At 36.7% G+C, this 18,605-nt stretch carries 16 protein-coding genes; 5 read left to right on the top strand and 11 right to left on the bottom strand.

What is annotated here, in order from left to right:
* Positions 1–8 precede the first annotated feature (8 nt).
* The 4 genes from BMX64_RS12245 to BMX64_RS12230 all read left to right on the top strand — a co-directional run bounded on the left by BMX64_RS12245 (position 9) and on the right by BMX64_RS12230 (position 7,507).
* Positions 9–2,318 carry a penicillin-binding protein 1A gene (locus BMX64_RS12245; protein WP_091172278.1) on the top strand — a complete coding sequence of 770 codons (2,310 nt, stop codon included), beginning with the start codon at positions 9–11 and terminating at the stop codon, positions 2,316–2,318.
* Between the two features lie 154 nt (positions 2,319–2,472).
* Entirely contained in the window at positions 2,473–3,174 is a 702-nt protein-coding gene (locus BMX64_RS12240) for a CoA transferase subunit A (RefSeq protein ID WP_091172276.1), read from the top strand.
* A gap of 2 nt (positions 3,175–3,176) precedes the next feature.
* On the top strand, positions 3,177–3,836 hold the full coding sequence (locus tag BMX64_RS12235) for a CoA transferase subunit B (RefSeq protein ID WP_091172273.1): 660 nt from the start codon (positions 3,177–3,179) through the stop codon (positions 3,834–3,836).
* Positions 3,837–4,027: 191 nt separating this feature from the next.
* Positions 4,028–7,507 carry a M4 family metallopeptidase gene (locus tag BMX64_RS12230; RefSeq protein ID WP_091172271.1) on the top strand — a complete coding sequence of 1,160 codons (3,480 nt, stop codon included), beginning with the start codon at positions 4,028–4,030 and terminating at the stop codon, positions 7,505–7,507.
* 75 nt (positions 7,508–7,582) lie between these two features.
* Here BMX64_RS12230 and BMX64_RS12225 read toward each other — a convergent pair whose 3' ends face one another.
* The 11 genes from BMX64_RS12225 to hemA form a co-directional block, all read right to left on the bottom strand.
* Entirely contained in the window at positions 7,583–9,022 is a 1,440-nt protein-coding gene (locus tag BMX64_RS12225) for a nucleoside recognition domain-containing protein (RefSeq protein WP_091172269.1), read from the bottom strand.
* Positions 9,023–9,077: 55 nt separating this feature from the next.
* Entirely contained in the window at positions 9,078–9,791 is a 714-nt protein-coding gene (locus tag BMX64_RS12220) for a 3'-5' exonuclease (RefSeq protein WP_091172267.1), read from the bottom strand.
* An 81-nt stretch (positions 9,792–9,872) separates the two neighbouring features.
* On the bottom strand, positions 9,873–10,343 hold the full coding sequence (locus BMX64_RS12215; RefSeq protein ID WP_091172265.1) for a methylated-DNA--[protein]-cysteine S-methyltransferase: 471 nt from the start codon (positions 10,341–10,343) through the stop codon (positions 9,873–9,875).
* Between the two features lie 249 nt (positions 10,344–10,592).
* Positions 10,593–10,979 carry a c-type cytochrome gene (locus BMX64_RS12210; protein ID WP_091172263.1) on the bottom strand — a complete coding sequence of 129 codons (387 nt, stop codon included), beginning with the start codon at positions 10,977–10,979 and terminating at the stop codon, positions 10,593–10,595.
* A 39-nt stretch (positions 10,980–11,018) separates the two neighbouring features.
* Positions 11,019–11,528: a DinB family protein gene (locus tag BMX64_RS12205; protein ID WP_091172261.1), complete on the bottom strand. Its 510-nt coding sequence runs from the start codon at positions 11,526–11,528 to the stop codon at positions 11,019–11,021.
* On the bottom strand, positions 11,525–12,523 hold the full coding sequence (gene hemB / locus BMX64_RS12200) for a porphobilinogen synthase (RefSeq protein WP_091172260.1): 999 nt from the start codon (positions 12,521–12,523) through the stop codon (positions 11,525–11,527). The genes BMX64_RS12205 and hemB overlap by 4 nt, the downstream gene beginning before the upstream one ends.
* A 91-nt stretch (positions 12,524–12,614) precedes the next feature.
* Positions 12,615–13,523, bottom strand: coding sequence for an oxygen-dependent coproporphyrinogen oxidase (gene hemF, locus BMX64_RS12195; RefSeq protein WP_091172257.1), 909 nt, complete (start codon positions 13,521–13,523; stop codon positions 12,615–12,617).
* A 68-nt stretch (positions 13,524–13,591) separates the two neighbouring features.
* Positions 13,592–14,617 (bottom strand): uroporphyrinogen decarboxylase, encoded by a 1,026-nt coding sequence (gene hemE, locus BMX64_RS12190; protein WP_091172255.1) that lies wholly within the window; start codon positions 14,615–14,617, stop codon positions 13,592–13,594.
* 22 nt (positions 14,618–14,639) lie between these two features.
* The gene (locus BMX64_RS12185) at positions 14,640–15,323 is read right to left on the bottom strand and encodes a uroporphyrinogen-III synthase (RefSeq protein WP_091172253.1); all 684 of its coding nucleotides are present in this window, start codon (positions 15,321–15,323) and stop codon (positions 14,640–14,642) included.
* Positions 15,323–16,243, bottom strand: coding sequence for a hydroxymethylbilane synthase (hemC, locus tag BMX64_RS12180; RefSeq protein WP_091172251.1), 921 nt, complete (start codon positions 16,241–16,243; stop codon positions 15,323–15,325). The genes BMX64_RS12185 and hemC overlap by 1 nt, the downstream gene beginning before the upstream one ends.
* The gene (hemA, locus tag BMX64_RS12175; RefSeq protein ID WP_091172249.1) at positions 16,240–17,496 is read right to left on the bottom strand and encodes a glutamyl-tRNA reductase; all 1,257 of its coding nucleotides are present in this window, start codon (positions 17,494–17,496) and stop codon (positions 16,240–16,242) included. Before hemA ends, hemC begins: the two co-directional genes overlap by 4 nt.
* Positions 17,497–17,724: 228 nt before the next feature.
* Between hemA and BMX64_RS12170 the strand changes: the two genes are divergently transcribed.
* Positions 17,725–18,600: a helix-turn-helix domain-containing protein gene (locus BMX64_RS12170; protein WP_091172247.1), complete on the top strand. Its 876-nt coding sequence runs from the start codon at positions 17,725–17,727 to the stop codon at positions 18,598–18,600.
* The last annotated feature ends 5 nt before the right edge of the window (positions 18,601–18,605 follow it).

Here is an 18,605-nt window from a genome sequence, read left to right as displayed (position 1 = left end):
AAAGTATTATGGCTATCAAAAAAAACAATAATCAGGCAAAGAACATTGATAAAGACATCAATTACTACAAAAATAAATTTTGGAAAATCTTCTTTATCGGCTTAGGTGGCATCGGTTTGTTTTTCTTATTTGCTTCGTGGGGAATCTTCGGTTCGATGCCTTCTTTTGAAGACTTAGAAAATCCTGATTCTAATTTAGCAACCGAAATTATTTCGGCTGACGGAGTAGTTTTGGGTAAGTATTTTGAAAAAAACAGATCTCAATTAAAGTATTCTGACTTACCTAAAAATCTGATAGAAGCTCTAATCGCTACTGAAGATGCTCGTTTTTATGAGCATTCCGGTATTGATGGTAGAGGAACTTTGAGAGCGATTTCCAGTTTTGGAACCAGCGGTGGAGCGAGTACATTAACACAGCAATTGGCCAAACAATTGTTTCACGGGGAGGGCTCAAAATTTTTACCCTTTAGAATCGTTCAAAAAATCAAAGAATGGATTATCGCCATTCGATTAGAAAGACAATACACTAAAAATGAAATCATTGCCATGTATTGCAACGTATATGATTTTGGAAATAATTCTGTTGGAGTAAGTTCAGCTGCTAAAACTTATTTTTCTAAAGAACCAAAGGATTTAACCATCAGCGAGTCGGCAATATTAGTTGGAATGTTTAAAAATTCTGGTTTATACAACCCGATACGAAACCCACAAGGCGTGAAAAATCGCAGAAATGTGGTGCTTTCGCAAATGGAAAAAGGAAAAATTATTTCAAAAGAAGAGAAAGAAAGATTACAAAGTTTACCGATCAAATTAAATTTTAAATTAGAAACACATAAAGAAGGAACGGCTACTTATTTCAGGGAATATTTACGCGATTACATGAAAAAATGGGTCGAAGAAAATAAAAAACCCGATGGATCAGATTATGACATCTACAAGGACGGTCTAAAAATTTACACCACGATTGATTCCAGAATGCAATTGCATGCTGAAGAAGCGGTTACAGCCCATATGGCTAATCTTCAAGAAGAGTTTTTTAATCAATCTAAGGGTAACAAAAATGCCCCATTTGTCAATATTTCGTCTGTAGAAACACAACGCATTCTGAATCAGGCCATGAAATCATCTAACCGATGGGCTGTGATGAAATCCATGGATAAAAGCGATGAAGAAATTATAAAATCGTTCAGCGAAAAAACAGAAATGACTGTCTTTTCTTGGAAAGGAGAAAAAGATACCATCATGACCCCATTAGACTCTATCCGGTATTACAAACACTTTTTACAATCCGGATTGATGGCAATGGAACCACAAACCGGTAATATCAAAGCTTGGGTTGGCGGTATCAACTACAAATATTTTCAATACGATCACGTAGGACAAGGCGCCAGACAAGTAGGTTCAACTTTCAAACCATTTGTTTATGCCACTGCTATCGAACAATTGAACATGTCCCCATGTGACTCGATTGTTGATGGACCATTTGTAATCCGAAAAGGACGCCATAACGTAACCGAAGATTGGGAACCTAGAAATTCAGACAACAAATACCGTGGAATGGTTACCTTGAAAAGAGGCTTGGCGAATTCCATAAATACGATATCCGCAAAATTAATTGACAAAGTGGGTCCGGAAGCAGTAATCGATTTAACCCATAAATTAGGCGTGAAATCCGAAATTGTAAACCAACCTTCCATTGCGTTAGGAGCAGTTGAAATCACAGTAGAAGACATGGTTGCCGCATACAGTACTTTTGCCAATCAAGGTGTTTATATGAAACCTCAATTTATATCTAAAATTGAAGATAAAAGTGGCGTTATCATCTACGAACCAATCCCTGAATCGCATGATGTTTTAAATAAAGATATCGCTTATGCAATTATCAAATTACTGGAAGGTGTAACCGAAGGTGGTTCTGGAGACCGTTTGCGCACCACTGGCGGCGGTAACGGAGACAACCGCTGGACGGGTTATCCATATCAATTTAAAAATCCTATTGCAGGAAAAACAGGTACTACTCAAAACCAGTCTGACGGTTGGTTTATGGGAATGGTTCCTAATCTGGTAACCGGAGTTTGGGTAGGTTGTGAGGATCGTTCGGCCCGTTTCAAAAGCATTACTTATGGTCAGGGAGCCACAGCGGCATTACCAGTTTGGGGTTATTTCATGAAATTGTGTTATGCTGATCCAGCCCTTAAAGTTTCTAAAGAAGGCTTTGAAAGACCTGCAAATCTTTCCATAAAAGTAGACTGTTACGTTCCTAAAAAAGTAATAGATACGACAGCCGTAGAACAAGATACCGAAGAGTTTGAATTGTAAAATTTTCGTGTGGAGCTAATCCAGCTATACGTTGTAATCTTTTTTTCGGTAAAAACCTCAAAAAAGGATTTCCACTACTATCTGGGCTAAGGTATTCGTACTTAAAACTTAATTCATCAATAGATTAAAATTCGACAAATAGCAACTCATTTTTATGATTAACAAAAAAGTAAACAACGTTCAGGACGCCCTTCAAGGAATTGAAAACGGGATGACTATCATGTTAGGCGGTTTCGGATTATGCGGTATTCCAGAAAATTCCATCGCCGAATTAGTAAAAAAAGAAACTACGGATTTAACCTGTATTTCAAACAATGCGGGTGTCGATGATTTTGGTCTTGGATTGCTTTTGCAAAAGCGTCAAATCAAAAAAATGATTTCTTCCTATGTAGGTGAAAATGCCGAATTTGAACGCCAAATGCTTTCTGGAGAACTTGAAGTGGATCTTATCCCTCAAGGAACTTTAGCAGAACGTTGTCGTGCGGCACAAGCAGGAATTCCTGCTTTTTTTACACCAGCCGGTTATGGAACTGAAGTAGCCGAAGGAAAAGAAGTTCGTGAATTCAATGGGAAAATGCATGTTATGGAACACGCTTTCAACGCTGATTTTGCCATCGTAAAAGCATGGAAAGGTGACGAAGCCGGAAACCTAGTTTTCAAAGGAACCGCAAGAAACTTCAACCCTTGCATGGCCGGAGCAGCAAAAATAACCATAGCCGAAGTAGAAGAATTATTGCCTGCAGGAAGTTTAGATCCAAACGAAATTCATATTCCTGGAATACTTGTAAATAGAATTTTTCAAGGTGTGAAATATGAAAAAAGAATTGAACAAAGAACCGTGAGAAAAATTTTCTAATTATGGCTTTAGATAAAAATCAAATTGCAAAACGTATTGCGAAAGAGTTAAAACACAACTATTACGTGAATCTCGGAATCGGGATTCCAACATTAGTAGCTAATTATATCCCCGAAGGAATTGACGTTGAATTTCAAAGTGAAAATGGAATTCTCGGTATGGGTCCATTCCCTTTTGAAGGCGATGAAGACGCTGATTTAATCAACGCAGGAAAACAAACCATCACTACTTTGCCCGGAGCCAGTTTCTTTGACTCCGCATTCAGTTTTGGAATGATTCGCGGACAACATGTTGACTTAACAATCCTTGGCGCGATGGAAGTTGCCGAAAATGGTGATATTGCCAACTGGAAAATCCCAGGAAAAATGGTCAAAGGAATGGGAGGCGCAATGGATTTAGTTGCTTCGGCTGAGAATATTATTGTAGCCATGATGCACGTTAATAAAGCTGGAGAATCTAAGATACTTAAAAAATGTACGTTACCATTAACCGGCGTAGGCTGCGTTAAAAAAGTAGTCACTGAGTTAGCCGTTTTAGAAGTAACGCCGCAAGGTTTCAAATTATTAGAACGTGCTCCAGGAGTAACCGTTGAACATATCATCGCTTCTACTGAAGCAAATTTAATTATTGAAGGCGAAATTCCGGAGATGGTTATTGATTAAAAATCATATATCAATAGTAAAGGCGACTCTTTTGAGTTGCCTTTTTTTGTTTGTATTGGTAATAAAAAAGAATATAATGATTGATTTTAACAAGAAATAAACGTTTTTAAAAAAAAGTGTGGTAAAACCGTAAAATTAAACTCCAATAAATAAATAATTTTACAATCTGAAATTAACCAAAACTATACCACATGAAAACAAAATTACTCGGAAAGATTGTGCTCTTTGCTTCCGTTTCTTTTCTCGCATTGGAAACAAATGCCCAAGAAACTGACAAAAATGTAAAGCAAAAAATCACAGATGAAAAAGGAGAACCTACTTTAATCCTTTTTAGCGAAAAGTCTATATACAAGACTTCAGATTCTCAAAAAGTACTAAAAGAGCAATTAGGACTGAAAGAAAATTCAAATTTTTCAAAAGTCAAAACTGAAACAGACGACTTGGGTTTTCTGCATGAAAAATTTCAACTATTCCATAAAGGATTAAAAGTAGAATTTTCAACGTATTCATTGCATTCGAAAAAGTCAAAATTAGAATCGATGAATGGAGAGTTTTACCAACTGGAAGACATCAGCACCACTCCAGTTTTAACAAAAGAGCAAGCTCTTACTAAAGCAATTTCTCAAATTGGAGCAAAAGAATATCTTTGGGAAAAACCATTAGAAGCGGCTGCTTTTGATTACACAAAACCTTCTGGTGAATTGGTTTTACTTCCAATGATGGATGACGACAAGTCTAGTAAAAAAAACAACGACATTCGATTAGTCTATAAATTTGACATTTATGCCACTAATCCGGTAAGTCGTGGCGATGTATATGTTGACGCTTTAACTGGAGAAATAGTATTCTATAATGCAACCATTAAACACTTAGGCGAATACAGCCATGGAAACCATAACCTTGCTGAAAAATCAGATGAAAGAATAGAAAAGTCACTATTTGTTGCCGCAAATGCCGCAACTCGTTATAGCAGCGCACAAACCATTCAAACGGTATTGAGCGGTTCGTCTTATATTCTTTCTGATAATACGCGTGGTAACGGAATAAACACTTTCAACATGAAAAAAGGAACTAGCTACACAGCAGCGGTTAACTTTACAGATGTTGATAATAACTGGACTGCCGCTGAATTTAACAATACAAACAAAGACAACGGTGCTCTTGATGCGCATTGGGGTGCAGAAAAAACATACGACTACTTTTCAACCAAACATGCCAGAAACAGTTATGACAATGCAGGAGCCATCATAAAAAGTTATGTTCATTTTGATAATGCCTATGATAATGCATACTGGAATGGAAGTGTAATGACGTATGGTGACGGAAGCGGAACTTACTTTGACATTCTAACTTCTCTGGACGTAGCAGCACATGAAATAGGACACGCAGTGTGTGAAAAAACAGCAAATCTGGCTTATCAAAGAGAATCAGGAGCCATGAATGAAGGGTTTTCTGATATCTGGGGCGCTTGTGTTGAATATTTTGCAGCACCTACAAAATCAACATGGTTAATTGGTGAAGATATCGAAAGAAGATCCGGTAAAACAGCTTTGCGTTCGATGAGTAATCCAAAATTAGAAGGACAACCTGACACCTATGGCGGAACAAACTGGAAAGTAATTAATTGTGGCACACCAACTCAAACAAATGATTATTGTGGTGTTCATACCAATAGCGGTGTTTTAAACCATTGGTTTTATATTTTATCCGTTGGAAAAACAGGAACAAATGACATTGGAAGTTCATACAATGTTACCGGAATTACAATCGATAAAGCAGCAAAAATTGCTTACAGACTAGAAAGCATTTACCTATCGGCCAACTCCACTTTTGCGAATGCAAGAACATTTGGAATTCAATCAGCAGTGGAGCTATATGGAGCAGGTTCTGCCGAAGTAATTGCCACTACAAATGCATTTTATGCAGTAGGTGTTGGAGCCGCTTATTCTGGTTCCACCGATACAGTTGCACCAACAGCCCCAGCTAGTTTAGCAGCTGCAGGAACAACTGCATCTTCTACAAATTTATCATGGACTGCTGCTACAGATAATGTTGCAGTTACCGGATATTCAATTTATAACGGAGCAACTTTGGTGACAACCGTAACAGGATTAACTTATTCTGCAACAGGATTATCAGCCAGCACCGCTTATACTTTCACCGTAAAAGCAAAAGATGCTGCCGGAAATTTATCTGTTGCAAGTAATGCCGTTGCCGTAACTACCACTGCAGCTACAGCAACGTATTGTGCTTCAAAAGGAAATAGTGTAGCGGATGAATATATCAGCAGAGTACAATTGGGAACTATCAATAACGCTTCAACAGGAGGAACGGGCTATAGCGATTTCACAGCAATTACAACGAATCTAACTAAAGGAAGCGCTTCCACTATTACTATTACACCAACATGGACAGGAACCGCTTATGCAGAAGGATATGCCGTATGGATTGATTTAAACGGAGATAAAGATTTTGCAGATGCAGGCGAATTAGTTTGGAGCAAAACTGCTGCCACCACTACTCCGGCCACTAGTTCATTTACAGTTCCAACAACAGCTCTTACAGGTTCTACTAGAATGAGAGTTTCTATGAAATACAACGGAGTTCCTACTTCTTGTGAAGCGATATCTTATGGAGAAGTAGAAGATTACGCCGTTAATCTTATTACCGCAACTGCAGATACGCAAGCACCAACTACGCCAACAAGCCTTGCTGCTTCTGGAACTTCATCTACAGCAACGACTCTTTCTTGGACTGCTTCTACAGATAATGTAGGTGTAACAGGATACGATGTGTACCAAGGAGCTACATTAAAAGCATCTCTGACAGGGACGACTTACGCAGTTTCAGGATTAACAGCCAGTACAGCTTATACTTTTTCAGTAAAAGCGAAAGATGCAGCGGGAAACACCTCTGCTACAAGTAATGTAGTAAATGTAACCACATCAGGAACTACACTTACCTATTGTACATCTAAAGGAAACAGCGTAGCTGATGAGTATATCGATTATGTTTCTATTGGAGGAATTGCAAATACAACAGCCGGGAATGCAGGATATGGCAACTTTACCTCTCAAGTTGGCAATCTACCTTATGGATCGAATACAATCCTATTTAGTGCCGGATTTAGTGGTACCGCTTACACTGAATTCTGGAAAGTTTGGATTGATTACAATCAAAATGGTACTTTTGAAACTACTGAAGAAGTAGTTTCTGGATCTTCTTCCAGCAGTACAAATCTATCGGGTACTTTTACAGTTCCAACATCAGCTTTGGCGGGACCAACTCGCATGAGAGTTTCAATGAAATACAATGCTGCACAAACAGCTTGTGAAACATTCTCTTACGGTGAAGTAGAAGATTATACCGTGACTATTGGTGGAACTGCTATTACAAGTTTTACAACGACTAAAACTGCGAATGAATTAGGAAATGAAAATTCAATTTCTGATTTCTCAATGTATCCAAACCCTACCAACAATATTCTAAATGTTAGAATGGCTGACGGCAGAAATAGTTCTTATAAAGTGTATAACTTCCTTGGTCAACAAGTTGATGCAGGTAAGGTTTCTGAAAACGGAATAAATGTTAGTCAATTAATATCAGGGGTTTATATTCTTGAAGTTAGTGATGGACAAAAAACTGAAGCGAAGAAATTCATTAAAAACTAAAACGTTTCTAACCAAAATAAAAGCCTCACAATATTAAACATTGTGAGGCTTTTTCATATATCTTAATTCCTATTCCTAAAAGAACCAAGTCGCCACAAAAATCGCAGTAATCACACAGATTAAATCTACGACAAGCATCGTTCCTAGTGCATAGCGCGTGTTTTTAATATTTACAGAACCGAAATAAACGGCTATCACATAAAAAGTACTTTCGGCACTACATTGAAAAATACTGCTCAATCTTGCCGTTAAAGAATCCGCTCCAAAAGTATTCATCGAATCAATCAAAAACCCTCTTGATCCTGCAGAACTAAAGGGACGAAGCAACGCAACCGGTAAAGCATCCGTGATTTCTTTACTAACTCCCATATTAGAAAAAATGAAAGCAATCCAATTGCTGATAATTTCAAATAAACCACTGTTTCTAAATAAAGAAATAGCAACCAGCATTCCCAAAACATAAGGAAAAATAGTCACTCCGGTTTTCACACCATTATTGGCTCCCACTACAAAACTTTCGAAAACGGTAGTCGATGCTTCTGTAAATTTCTTCTCATTTATAAATGAAAAAATCAACGTAAAAGCAATGATTCCGATTAATATTAAAGCAGAAAGATTAGAGGTGAAATAGTTTTTTCCAATTAAATCCAAATGATTTACATACATCAACAAACCAACAATAGCAGCTATTAATGTCATCAATACGATAACTAAAGAAGCACTTTTAAAATTGATTCTTTGTTTGATTCCAACAATTAAAAAGGCTGCAATAGTACCAATAAAAGAAGTGATAATACAAGGCAACATCACATCCGCAGGATTGCTGGCATTTGCCGCAGCACGATACCCTATAATAGATGTAGCGATTAAAGTAAGTCCCGAAGCATGCAAACACATAAACATAATTTGCGCATCACTGGCTTTGTCTTTCTCTGGATTTATTTCTTGTAAACTCTCCATAGCTTTTAGACCAAAAGGAGTTGCAGCAGAATCTAAACCCAAAAAATTAGCAGCAAAGTTTAAGGTCATATAAGAAATGGAAGGATGGTTTTTAGGAATACTCGGAAACACTTTTACAAAAACAGGACTTAATGCTTTCGCCAATTTTCCAGAGGCTCCAGAAATGATTAACAATTCCATTAATCCACAGAAAAAGGCCAAATAAGCCATCAGCGGAAGGACTAAATCTAGCAAAGTACTTTTACATGTTGGCAATAAACCATCTGATTTTTGAACACCACTGTAGATTTTTACCGTTTTGTTTTTAAAAACATAAGTTGTGTCCGCATTTAGCGTATCACGATTGATAATCATGGTTTGTTCTGGTGCTTTTTTAATACTGTCTTTAATAAAAGCAGGAAGTTCTTCGGCAAATTTCTCCGAAACCAGAATTGGATCATCTTTCTTTCCGTTCAAAACGTGATCAATGGTATAACTTTCTCCAGAAAACAAACTAAATACTACAAATACAATTGCTGAAATAAAAATGACCAACCAAAATCTACTCAATACCATAATCTATAATTTTTGTAAATGTAATAAATCAATTGTAATGACAATGAAAGAATGCTTACACATGAATAATCTCGTCTTCAATCAACAATTCTTCCCTACGTAATCTCAGGAAAATTTGAGCCACGGCAATGGTGTCTTTCTCGCAATAGGTTACGATTCTATCAATATCCTTGTCTACATAAAATACATGTCCTACCTGACTGCCGTCGATATCGCCTTTTGGAGAAGGGATTCTAAGAACTTTACACATCAATTTTAAAGAAGTAAAATGTTTGTAATCCCCAAATTTCCATAATTCCAAAGTGTCTAAATGTGGCATTTCCCATGGTTTTTTTCCAAATAAATTCAGCTTGTTCGGAATGGCGATTTGGTTGATAATCATGCGTCGGGCAAGGAACGGAATATCAAATTCCTTGGCATTGTGCCCGCACAAAACATGTTGCGACTGATTGAAATGATTGTTCAGCAAATTATTAAAGTCCAACAATATTTTCTTTTCTTCTCCAAAGAAAGAAGTCACTCTAAAATTCCGAATATCGCCTTTGATAGTAAAATAACCCACCGAAATACAAACGATTTTCCCAAACTCGGCCCAAATTCCCGCACGGTCGTAAAAATCCTCCGGTGTGTATTGGTCTTTGCGCTGGTATTGGGTTTTGTGTTCCCAAAGATCTTTCATTTCAGCATCTAATGCATTGAAATCTTCGGCTTCGGGAACGGTTTCTATATCGAGAAACAGGATATTATTCAGGTTTATTTTTTCTATCATTTTATGGCACGCAGATGACGCGGATTTTAGAGATTTGCACGGATTTTCTTAAACGAATATAGGAAATTTATTGACAAACAACTAAAAAAGAGTTTGTTGAGTAGTTGGATTCTCATGTTCTAATAACCATTTCTTTCGCCATAATCCACCTGCATATCCTGTTAATGAACCATCTGTCCCAATGACTCTGTGACACGGAACGACAATCCAAAGCGGATTTTTCCCATTAGCAGATGCAACGGCTCGAATGGCTTTGACATCACCAAGTTTTTTGGATAAATCCATATAGCTACAGGTTTTTCCAAATGGGATTTCCAGTAATCCTTTCCAGACTTTTTGTTGGAATTCAGTACCTTTTGGATTCAGCGCAAAGTCAAAATCGGTTCGTTTTCCTTTGAAATAATCATTGAGTTGATTCACCGCTTCTTGCAAAACAGCTGGAATTATTTTAGAAATTTCACCTTCATCAGCAACTGATATTACTGATATTCCGTTTTCATCGCCTATGATTTTGGTGATTCCTAAAGGTGTTTTGATGTAGGCTGTTTCCATTTTTTAAAGATAAAAAAATTAACCACATTGTTCTTAAAGAAGTAACAAAGTTCAGAAAGAAATAAAAATCAGAACGTTTTGAACATAAAAAAACCACTCGCAGAGACGAATGGTTCTTGTATTTTAGCCCTGATAGCAGCGGCATCTCCCGATTTAGAAAAACAAGGCTTTTTTGCCGTAGTTTTTATTTATCGGGAATACAGCGAATAGCAGGATTAGCTCCTGATACTGAAACAAGTTCAATGTGAATTATTTCAAATGTGAGTAAACGTAGGCTTCTAAGGCTTTTAATTCGTCATCAGACATCGCTTTGGTGACAGCGAAGTTTGTTTTCATAACTTCATACTGGCTTGGGTCAACAATAGGCTCGCCTTCCCCTTTAAGAAACACTACCATATCAGCATTTTTATCTTTGTAAATCTTAGCAATATCCTGCAGGCTTGGCCCTATCACTTTCTTATCAACTTGATGACAGGCCACGCAATTTCCTTTTCCTTTGAAAATTTCCTCCCCGAATTCCTCTGGAGTTTGGGCAACTTCTTCGGTAGTGGTTGGGTATAAAGATTCTTTTTTTACTTCTTCTTTTTTACAAGAAGCTAATGCTAAAACGGCAAATAAAAATAACGTCTTTCTCATGTTAATTTCTTTAATTATTGATGTCTAAAGCAGTAAAAATTACCAACCCACATATTTGGGTGGCTGAATTTGATTCAGGTTCAAATATACTAAAATTTGCGCTCTGTGATGAGTAACATGATCTTGCATCAAATTAAGTATCTGCAATTTTGATTTTGGACCTGCAAAAAAAACTACTTTTTGGGATAATTCAGCATCATTGGTTGTTTGTACAAAAGCCTTTGCTTTATCAAAAGAGGCTTTTATTTCTTGGATTATTTGCGCTTTCGAAAATCCTTTTACCGCTTCTTTTTTCACATATTTCTCTTCCGAAAAATGCGTTGTGCTCAACCAATTCATATTCTCTTGTATGTGAAATAATTGTTCTCTAAAAGACATTTCACGTTCAGCAGGCTTATAATCATATTTATCTTCTGGCATAGCTTCTGCAACGGCTACTAAATAATCTTTGGAATTATCCCATTTCTCGATGAAAGTGGAAACCACCTCAACTTGTGCAAAAATGCTATTGGATAGCAATAAAACAGCTATTATTAAACATTTTTTCATTTCACTTTATTTAAAAGTATCGCAGCTTCTTTGGCAAAATAAGTCGAAATTAAACTTGCTCCGGCGCGTTTGATACACATTAATTGTTCCATCATAATTTTATCGTGGTCTAACCAACCTCTTTCGGCAGCGGCTTTGATCATCGCATATTCTCCCGAAACGTGGTATACCGTTACCGGAACATTTACGGCATTTTTGACTTCACGAACGATATCTAAATACGCAATTCCAGGTTTTACCATGACCATATCTGCGCCTTCTTCCACATCCCATAACGCTTCTTTGATGGCTTCGATGCGATTGGCATAATCCATTTGGTATGTTTTTTTGTCTTTTGGAATTTCAGTGGCGTCAACAGGAGCGCTGTCTAATGCATCACGGAACGGCCCGTAAAATGCAGAAGCATATTTTGCAGAATAACTCATGATACCCACGTTATGAAAACCGGCAGCATCCAGGCCTTCGCGCAAACGCAACACGCGTCCGTCCATCATGTCTGATGGAGCTACAAAATCGGCACCGGCTTGTGCATGGGAAACAGCCATTTTTACCAAAGCTGTGTTCGTCGAATCGTTTTCTACATCGCCGTTTGCAATGATTCCGTCATGGCCATAAATAGAATACGGATCCAAAGCTACGTCAGGCATTACAATCATTTCCGGACAAGCGGCTTTGATGGCACGAATGGCATTTTGCATTAATCCGTTTGGATTCCAAGCCTCATTTCCTTCGTTATCTTTTAAATTTTCACTGACTTTTACATAAATATTCACGGCACGAATTCCCAATGCAAATATTTCTTTGACTTCTTCTACCGTTAAATCAATAGAACGACGAAATATTCCTGGCATGGAGGAAATTTCTACTTGATAATTTTCTCCCTCAGCAATAAACATAGGAAACATAAAATCCGCTGGACTCAAACTGGTTTCACGAACTAAACTTCTAATCGATTCGCTTGTTCTTAATCTTCTGCCTCTGTGTAATGGGAACATATGATTTATGATTTTAGATTAGCGATTGCTGATTTATGATTTAAAACTAAATATTGATAACAGAAAATCTGAAATCAAAAATCGTTAATCATCAATCTACAATCCAATTTTTAGGATTTTCTAATACGTTTACTAACTTTTCTTCTTCGCTTCCAGCTTCTGCATGATGGTCATATACCCATTGTACATGTGGCGGCAAACTCATCAGAATACTTTCGATTCTTCCGTTGGTTTTTAGACCAAATAAAGTGCCTTTGTCGTGCACCAAATTAAACTCCACATAACGACCACGGCGGATTTCCTGCCACGTTCTTTGTTCTGGAGTATACGGTAAATCTTTTCTTTTTTCTACGATGGGAACATACGCTTCGAGAAAACTATTTCCGACTTCAGATACGAAATCAAACCAGTTTTGCATACTCATGTCACCTGTTGCTTTACAATAATCGAAAAACAATCCGCCAATTCCACGTGCTTCATTTCTGTGAGCATTCCAGAAATAGGCATCGCATTGTTTCTTATATTTTGGATAAAAATCCGGGTTGTGTTTGTCGCAGGCCGTTTTACAAGTTTGATGAAAATGAATCGCATCTTCTTCAAACAGATAATATGGGGTTAAATCCTGTCCGCCACCAAACCATTGCTGGATTACATTTCCATTGTCATCGTACATTTCGAAATAACGCCAGTTCGCGTGAACGGTTGGTACCATTGGATTTTTGGGATGCAATACCAAACTCAGTCCGCAGGCAAAAAAATCAGCTTCGCCTACATTGAACATTTTTTGCATGGCTTCCGGTAATTTCCCGTGTACTGCCGAAATATTGACACCGCCTTTTTCGAAAACTTGTCCGTTTTCAATTACACGGGTTCTTCCGCCACCACCTTCCGGACGTTCCCAAAGGTCTTCACGGAATTTGGCTTGACCTTCAACTGCTTCCAATCCTTTACAGATTTGGTCTTGAAGGTTTTGTATGTAAGAATAAAATTGTTCTTTCATTATAAATTAGTTTTCAGTAACGATTTTCAGCTACAAAAATGGAAACTGAAAACTGTGACTGTGACTGACTACTGATTGTATTCCTTCACTGCATCAATAAACGCTTTTGCGTGATCAACAGGAATATTTGGTAAAATTCCGTGACCTAAATTCACGATGTATTTATCTTTTCCGAATTCGTCAATCATTTCGTGTACCATTTTCTTAATCACCGGAATTGGAGATAATAATCTTGATGGATCAAAATTTCCTTGTAATGTTATATTTCCACCAGACAAGTATCTCGCGTTTCTTGGAGAACAAGTCCAGTCAACTCCTAATGCTGAAGCTCTACTTTTTCCCATTTCGCCTAATGCGAACCAACATCCTTTTCCGAAAACAATTACCGGTGCATCATCAGCTAATGCTTCAATGATTTGGTTGATATATTTCCAAGAGAATTCCTGATAATCAACTGGAGAAAGCATTCCGCCCCAAGAGTCAAAAATTTGCACGGCGTTTACTCCTGCTTTTACTTTTTCTTTCAAATATAAAATAGTGGTATCGGTTATTTTTTGCAATAAAACATGCGCCGCTTCTGGATGTTGGAAACAAAATCCTTTAGCCATATCAAAACTTTTAGAACCTTTCCCTTCCACTGCGTAACACATAATTGTCCAAGGAGAACCTGCAAAACCAATTAACGGCACCTCATCATTCAACATTTCCTTGGTCAATTTGATAGCTTCAAAAACATACCCCAAAGTTTCGTGAACGTCTGGAACAATTACCTTTTCCACATCCTGAATCGTGCGAATTGGATTTGGTAAATACGGACCAAAATTAGGTTTCATCTCTACATCAATTCCCATTGCTTGCGGAATTACTAATATATCCGAAAACAAAATCGCGGCATCTGGAGCGATTCTTCTTATCGGTTGTACGGTGATTTCAGCAGCTAATTCTGGAGTTTGACAACGGGTAAAAAAATCATATTTATCACGCAAAGCGATGAATTCCGGCAAATATCTTCCCGCTTGACGCATCATCCAAACTGGTGGACGTTGTACTGTTTCTCCTTTTAGTGCTCTTAAAAATAGGTCGTTCTTAATCATGTATTTAAATTTTAGCAGATTGCTAGATGCTTTCCGTTGTATAATATTCAATAACTTCCTCTATCACCTCTTCAATAGTTGGCGTTTCGGCTATTACTATGTTTTTAATTTTCTTTGATTCTAATGCTGATGCTGTAGTAGTGCCTATGCAAAAACAAACTTCATTCTTTATTTTATTATTTGTCAAATAACTTTCAACACCAGATGGACTAAAAAATAAAATTCCGTCAAACTTTTCCTGGTCTGATATTTTAAAAGGCGCAAGCGTTGTTTGATACACTTCGATTTCGTTAAAAGTTATTCCTGCACTTTTTAATGCTTCTGGCAACGTTTCTTTACGCAAATTTCCGCTCAAAAAAGTATAGCTTTCTTTGTTGTAAATTAAAGTGATTATTTCGGCTAATTCAGATGCGTAATCCAAATAAACATCGACTGTAAAGCCATGCGACTCGAGTAATTCCTTGGTTTTTATACCGACACAAAAAACTGGTTTAGTCTTTAAAACTTCCCAACCGTTTTGTTCTATCAAACTTAAAACAGCATTTTGACTGCTAAAAATCAAGTTATTGTTGATTGTTTTCAGTTCAAAAAGGTTGTTTTTAATTTCGATGAAATCTTGTTCTAAAAGATCAAAATTAGCATCAAGAAATACTTGCCTTTGTTCTGCCGACAATGTTTTGGTGGATAAAATGCTCGTTTGTCCCATTATTTCTTCAAATTATTTTTAATTTCTGTCATCAATTCTACTCCGCCATTTTCTAGAATTTCTTTGGCACAATAAAAACCTAATTTCTTCCATTCTTGCATCGGAACGGTTTTTTCAATTTCGATTTTTTGTTTCCCATCGATAGAAAACAGAACGCCTTTAAACAAAATATCATCTTCTACAAAAACTGCTAAAGCGCCAATTGGTGCCGTACAACCGCCTTCGAGTGTTTTTAAAAACTGTCTTTCGATATGTGTACATACTTCGGTATCAATATCGTTAAGTTCGTTTAGCGCTTGTCTGGAGAATTCATCATCAGCCATTGCAACAACAACCATAGCACCTTGAGCCGGCGCTGGAATCATCCAATCCAAATCGATATAATTAGAAGGTTTCAAGTTGATTCTTTCTAATCCTGCTGCTGCAAAAACAGCTCCGTTCCAATCGCTTTCCTGCAATTTCTTCATTCTTGTATTGACGTTTCCACGCAAATCCACTACTTTGTGATTGGGATATTTGTTCAACCATTGTGCCTGACGACGCAAACTTCCTGTGGCAATTGTACCTTCTCCATTAAGAAAATCAAGGTTTCCTTTGTGTACCAAAATATCCAACGTATTGGCTCTTTCCAGAACAGCTGCCTGAACAATTCCTATTGGCAAAGCCGTAGGAACATCTTTCATGGAATGCACCGCAATATCTACATCACCATTTATCATGGCAATATCTAGCGTTTTAGTAAAAATCCCTGTGATTCCTAATTCGTAAAGTGGTTTGTCAAGGATGATATCTCCTTGTGATTTTACCGCTAAAATTTCGGTTTTATAGCCTAAATCATTTAGCTTTTTTTCGACCGTATGGGCTTGCCAAAGCGCGAGTTCGCTATCGCGAGTTCCTATTCGTATTGTTTTGCTCATTATTTTGTAGTCGCTCCTATTTTGAAAACTTTTTCAATCCATTCAATACTTTCATCTACCATGGTATCATCATCTTTCAAATGATTAGCGAAATGAGTTGTTATTTTTTGGATAATTCTGTTGCTGATAATCTCCGCTTGCTCTTCATTAAAATTTGAAATCTTTCTACTTTGGAAATCTAATTCAGATGTTTTTATCGCATTCAATTTTGCTTTCAAAGCATTGATTGTCGGTGCAAATTTTCTGCCTTTGGTCCAAGTTATAAATTCTTCTTTGATTTCTTCAATGATCGCTTCAGCAGCAGGAATATGTTTTTTTCTATTTTCTAAAGTTTCGTCTGTTAGTTGTGACAAATAATCCATGTGAATCAACGTAACGCCTTCAATTTCTTCGACATTTTCATTCACATTTTTCGGAATTGATAAATCCAAAATCAACATTGGTTTTTTCAAATTCAGAATTGCTTTGTCAATAGTTGGATTTTGTGCACCGGTTGCTACCACAACAACATCTGCTTTTTGTAGTTCCAAATGCAGTTCAGAATAATCTTTAACGATTAAATTCAATTTTCCGGCTAATTTCTCTGCTTTCTCTTTGGTTCTGTTGATTAAAGTAATATGTTCGTTTTTAGTATGTTTTACTAAATTTTCACACGTATTTCTACCAATTTTTCCGGTACCAAACAAGAGAATGTTTTTGTTCCCAATGTCTTGCACATTGTTGATAATATAACGAACTGCGGCAAAAGAAACCGAAGTAGCGCCAGAACTAATTTCTGTATCTGTTTTTATTTTTTTACTAGCTTGGATAACGGCATTCACCAATCTTTCCATAAAAGCATTGGCTAAACCCAACGATTTTGACTGTGAAAAGGAATTTCTTATTTGTGCGATAATTTCAAAATCACCCAGAATCTGACTGTCTAAACCAGTTCCTACACGAAACATATGACTGATCGCTTCTTGATTTTTATAGACAAAACCTACCTTTTGAAATGATTCAACAGAGCCTTGACTGTTCTCGCAAATTAATTTGATTAATTGAAAGGGATGTTCCGCATAACCGTAAATTTCAGTACGGTTGCAGGTAGAAGTGACTATTAAACTCTCTATTCCTTCATTCTTAGCTTGTTCTAGCAAACGCGTTTTTGCAGCAGCGTCTAAACTAAACTTACCTCTAATCTCAGCATCTGCTTTTTTATAGCTCAATCCAACTGCGTAAAAATAGTGATGCTTTGATGTGTTATTGTTTTCCATATTTGCACTTTTCCAGAAAGTGAAACAAAATTAGAACTATAGTGTTTATAAAAGTAACGCTAGAAGTACTTTTTGTATCGCTATGTGATTTATTAGTTTTAAATCGTTGTTTTATTATAAAAACCCTTATTTTTGTAGCAAAAACAGGTTCTTTTAGCTACTTTATTTAGAGTCTTTCTAAATAAAGTAATCTGATAATTATCATTTTCATATTAAAAAAACATCGCTATGGGTTCTCAGGAAATTATAAAAATTGAAGATGACTTTACGCTCATTCGCTTTCAGAATGATAGTACCGATGCCTTTCAAGCCCAACGTGAAGTGAGCAGCGGATTGATTCAGTTTCATTTTGGATTAAAAGGAAATGCAAAATTTATCTTTAATCAAGGAAACTATGCATTGGAACTGAAAGAGGAGAAATCATTGCTTTTGTACAATCCACAAAAGGAATTGCCTTTAAATCTGGAATTAGCACCAAATTCTTGGGTGATTTCTGTGATTATTTCTATAAAGAAGTTTCATGCTTTATTTTCGACAGAAGCGGATTATATTACTTTTTTAAGCGCCGATAATAAAGACAAAAAATATTATAACGAAGGAAATATAAGTCCATCGATGGCAATTGTTTTGTCGCAACTATTCCATTACAGCTTGCATCCGTCGATAAAAAACCTGTATTACAAAGGAAAAGGATACGAATTATTGAGTTTGTATTTCAATCGAACCGAAGATCCAAATGCAGAGCAATGTCCGTTTTTAATAGACGAAGACAATGTAATGAAGATTAGAAAAGCCAAAGAAATCATTATTGCCAACATGGCCGAACCGCCCGGACTACAAGAATTAGCCGATGAAATAGGTTTGAATTTAAAGAAACTAAAAATGGGTTTCAAACAAATTTATGGAGATACCGTTTATGGCTTTCTATTTGACTACAAAATGGATTTTGCCCGAAAATTACTCGATAGCGGTTCCTATAATGTAAATGAAGTAGGATTGAAAATTGGATACAGTACAGGAAGTCATTTCATAGCGGCATTCAAAAAGAAATTTGCCACTACTCCAAAAAAATATTTGATGTCAATCAACCCGAATATGTCGTAAACAAT

The organism is Flavobacterium sinopsychrotolerans (genome assembly GCF_900110375.1).
GTDB lineage: Bacteria > Bacteroidota > Bacteroidia > Flavobacteriales > Flavobacteriaceae > Flavobacterium > Flavobacterium sinopsychrotolerans.
This window is presented reverse-complemented; position numbering and strand designations above follow the sequence as displayed.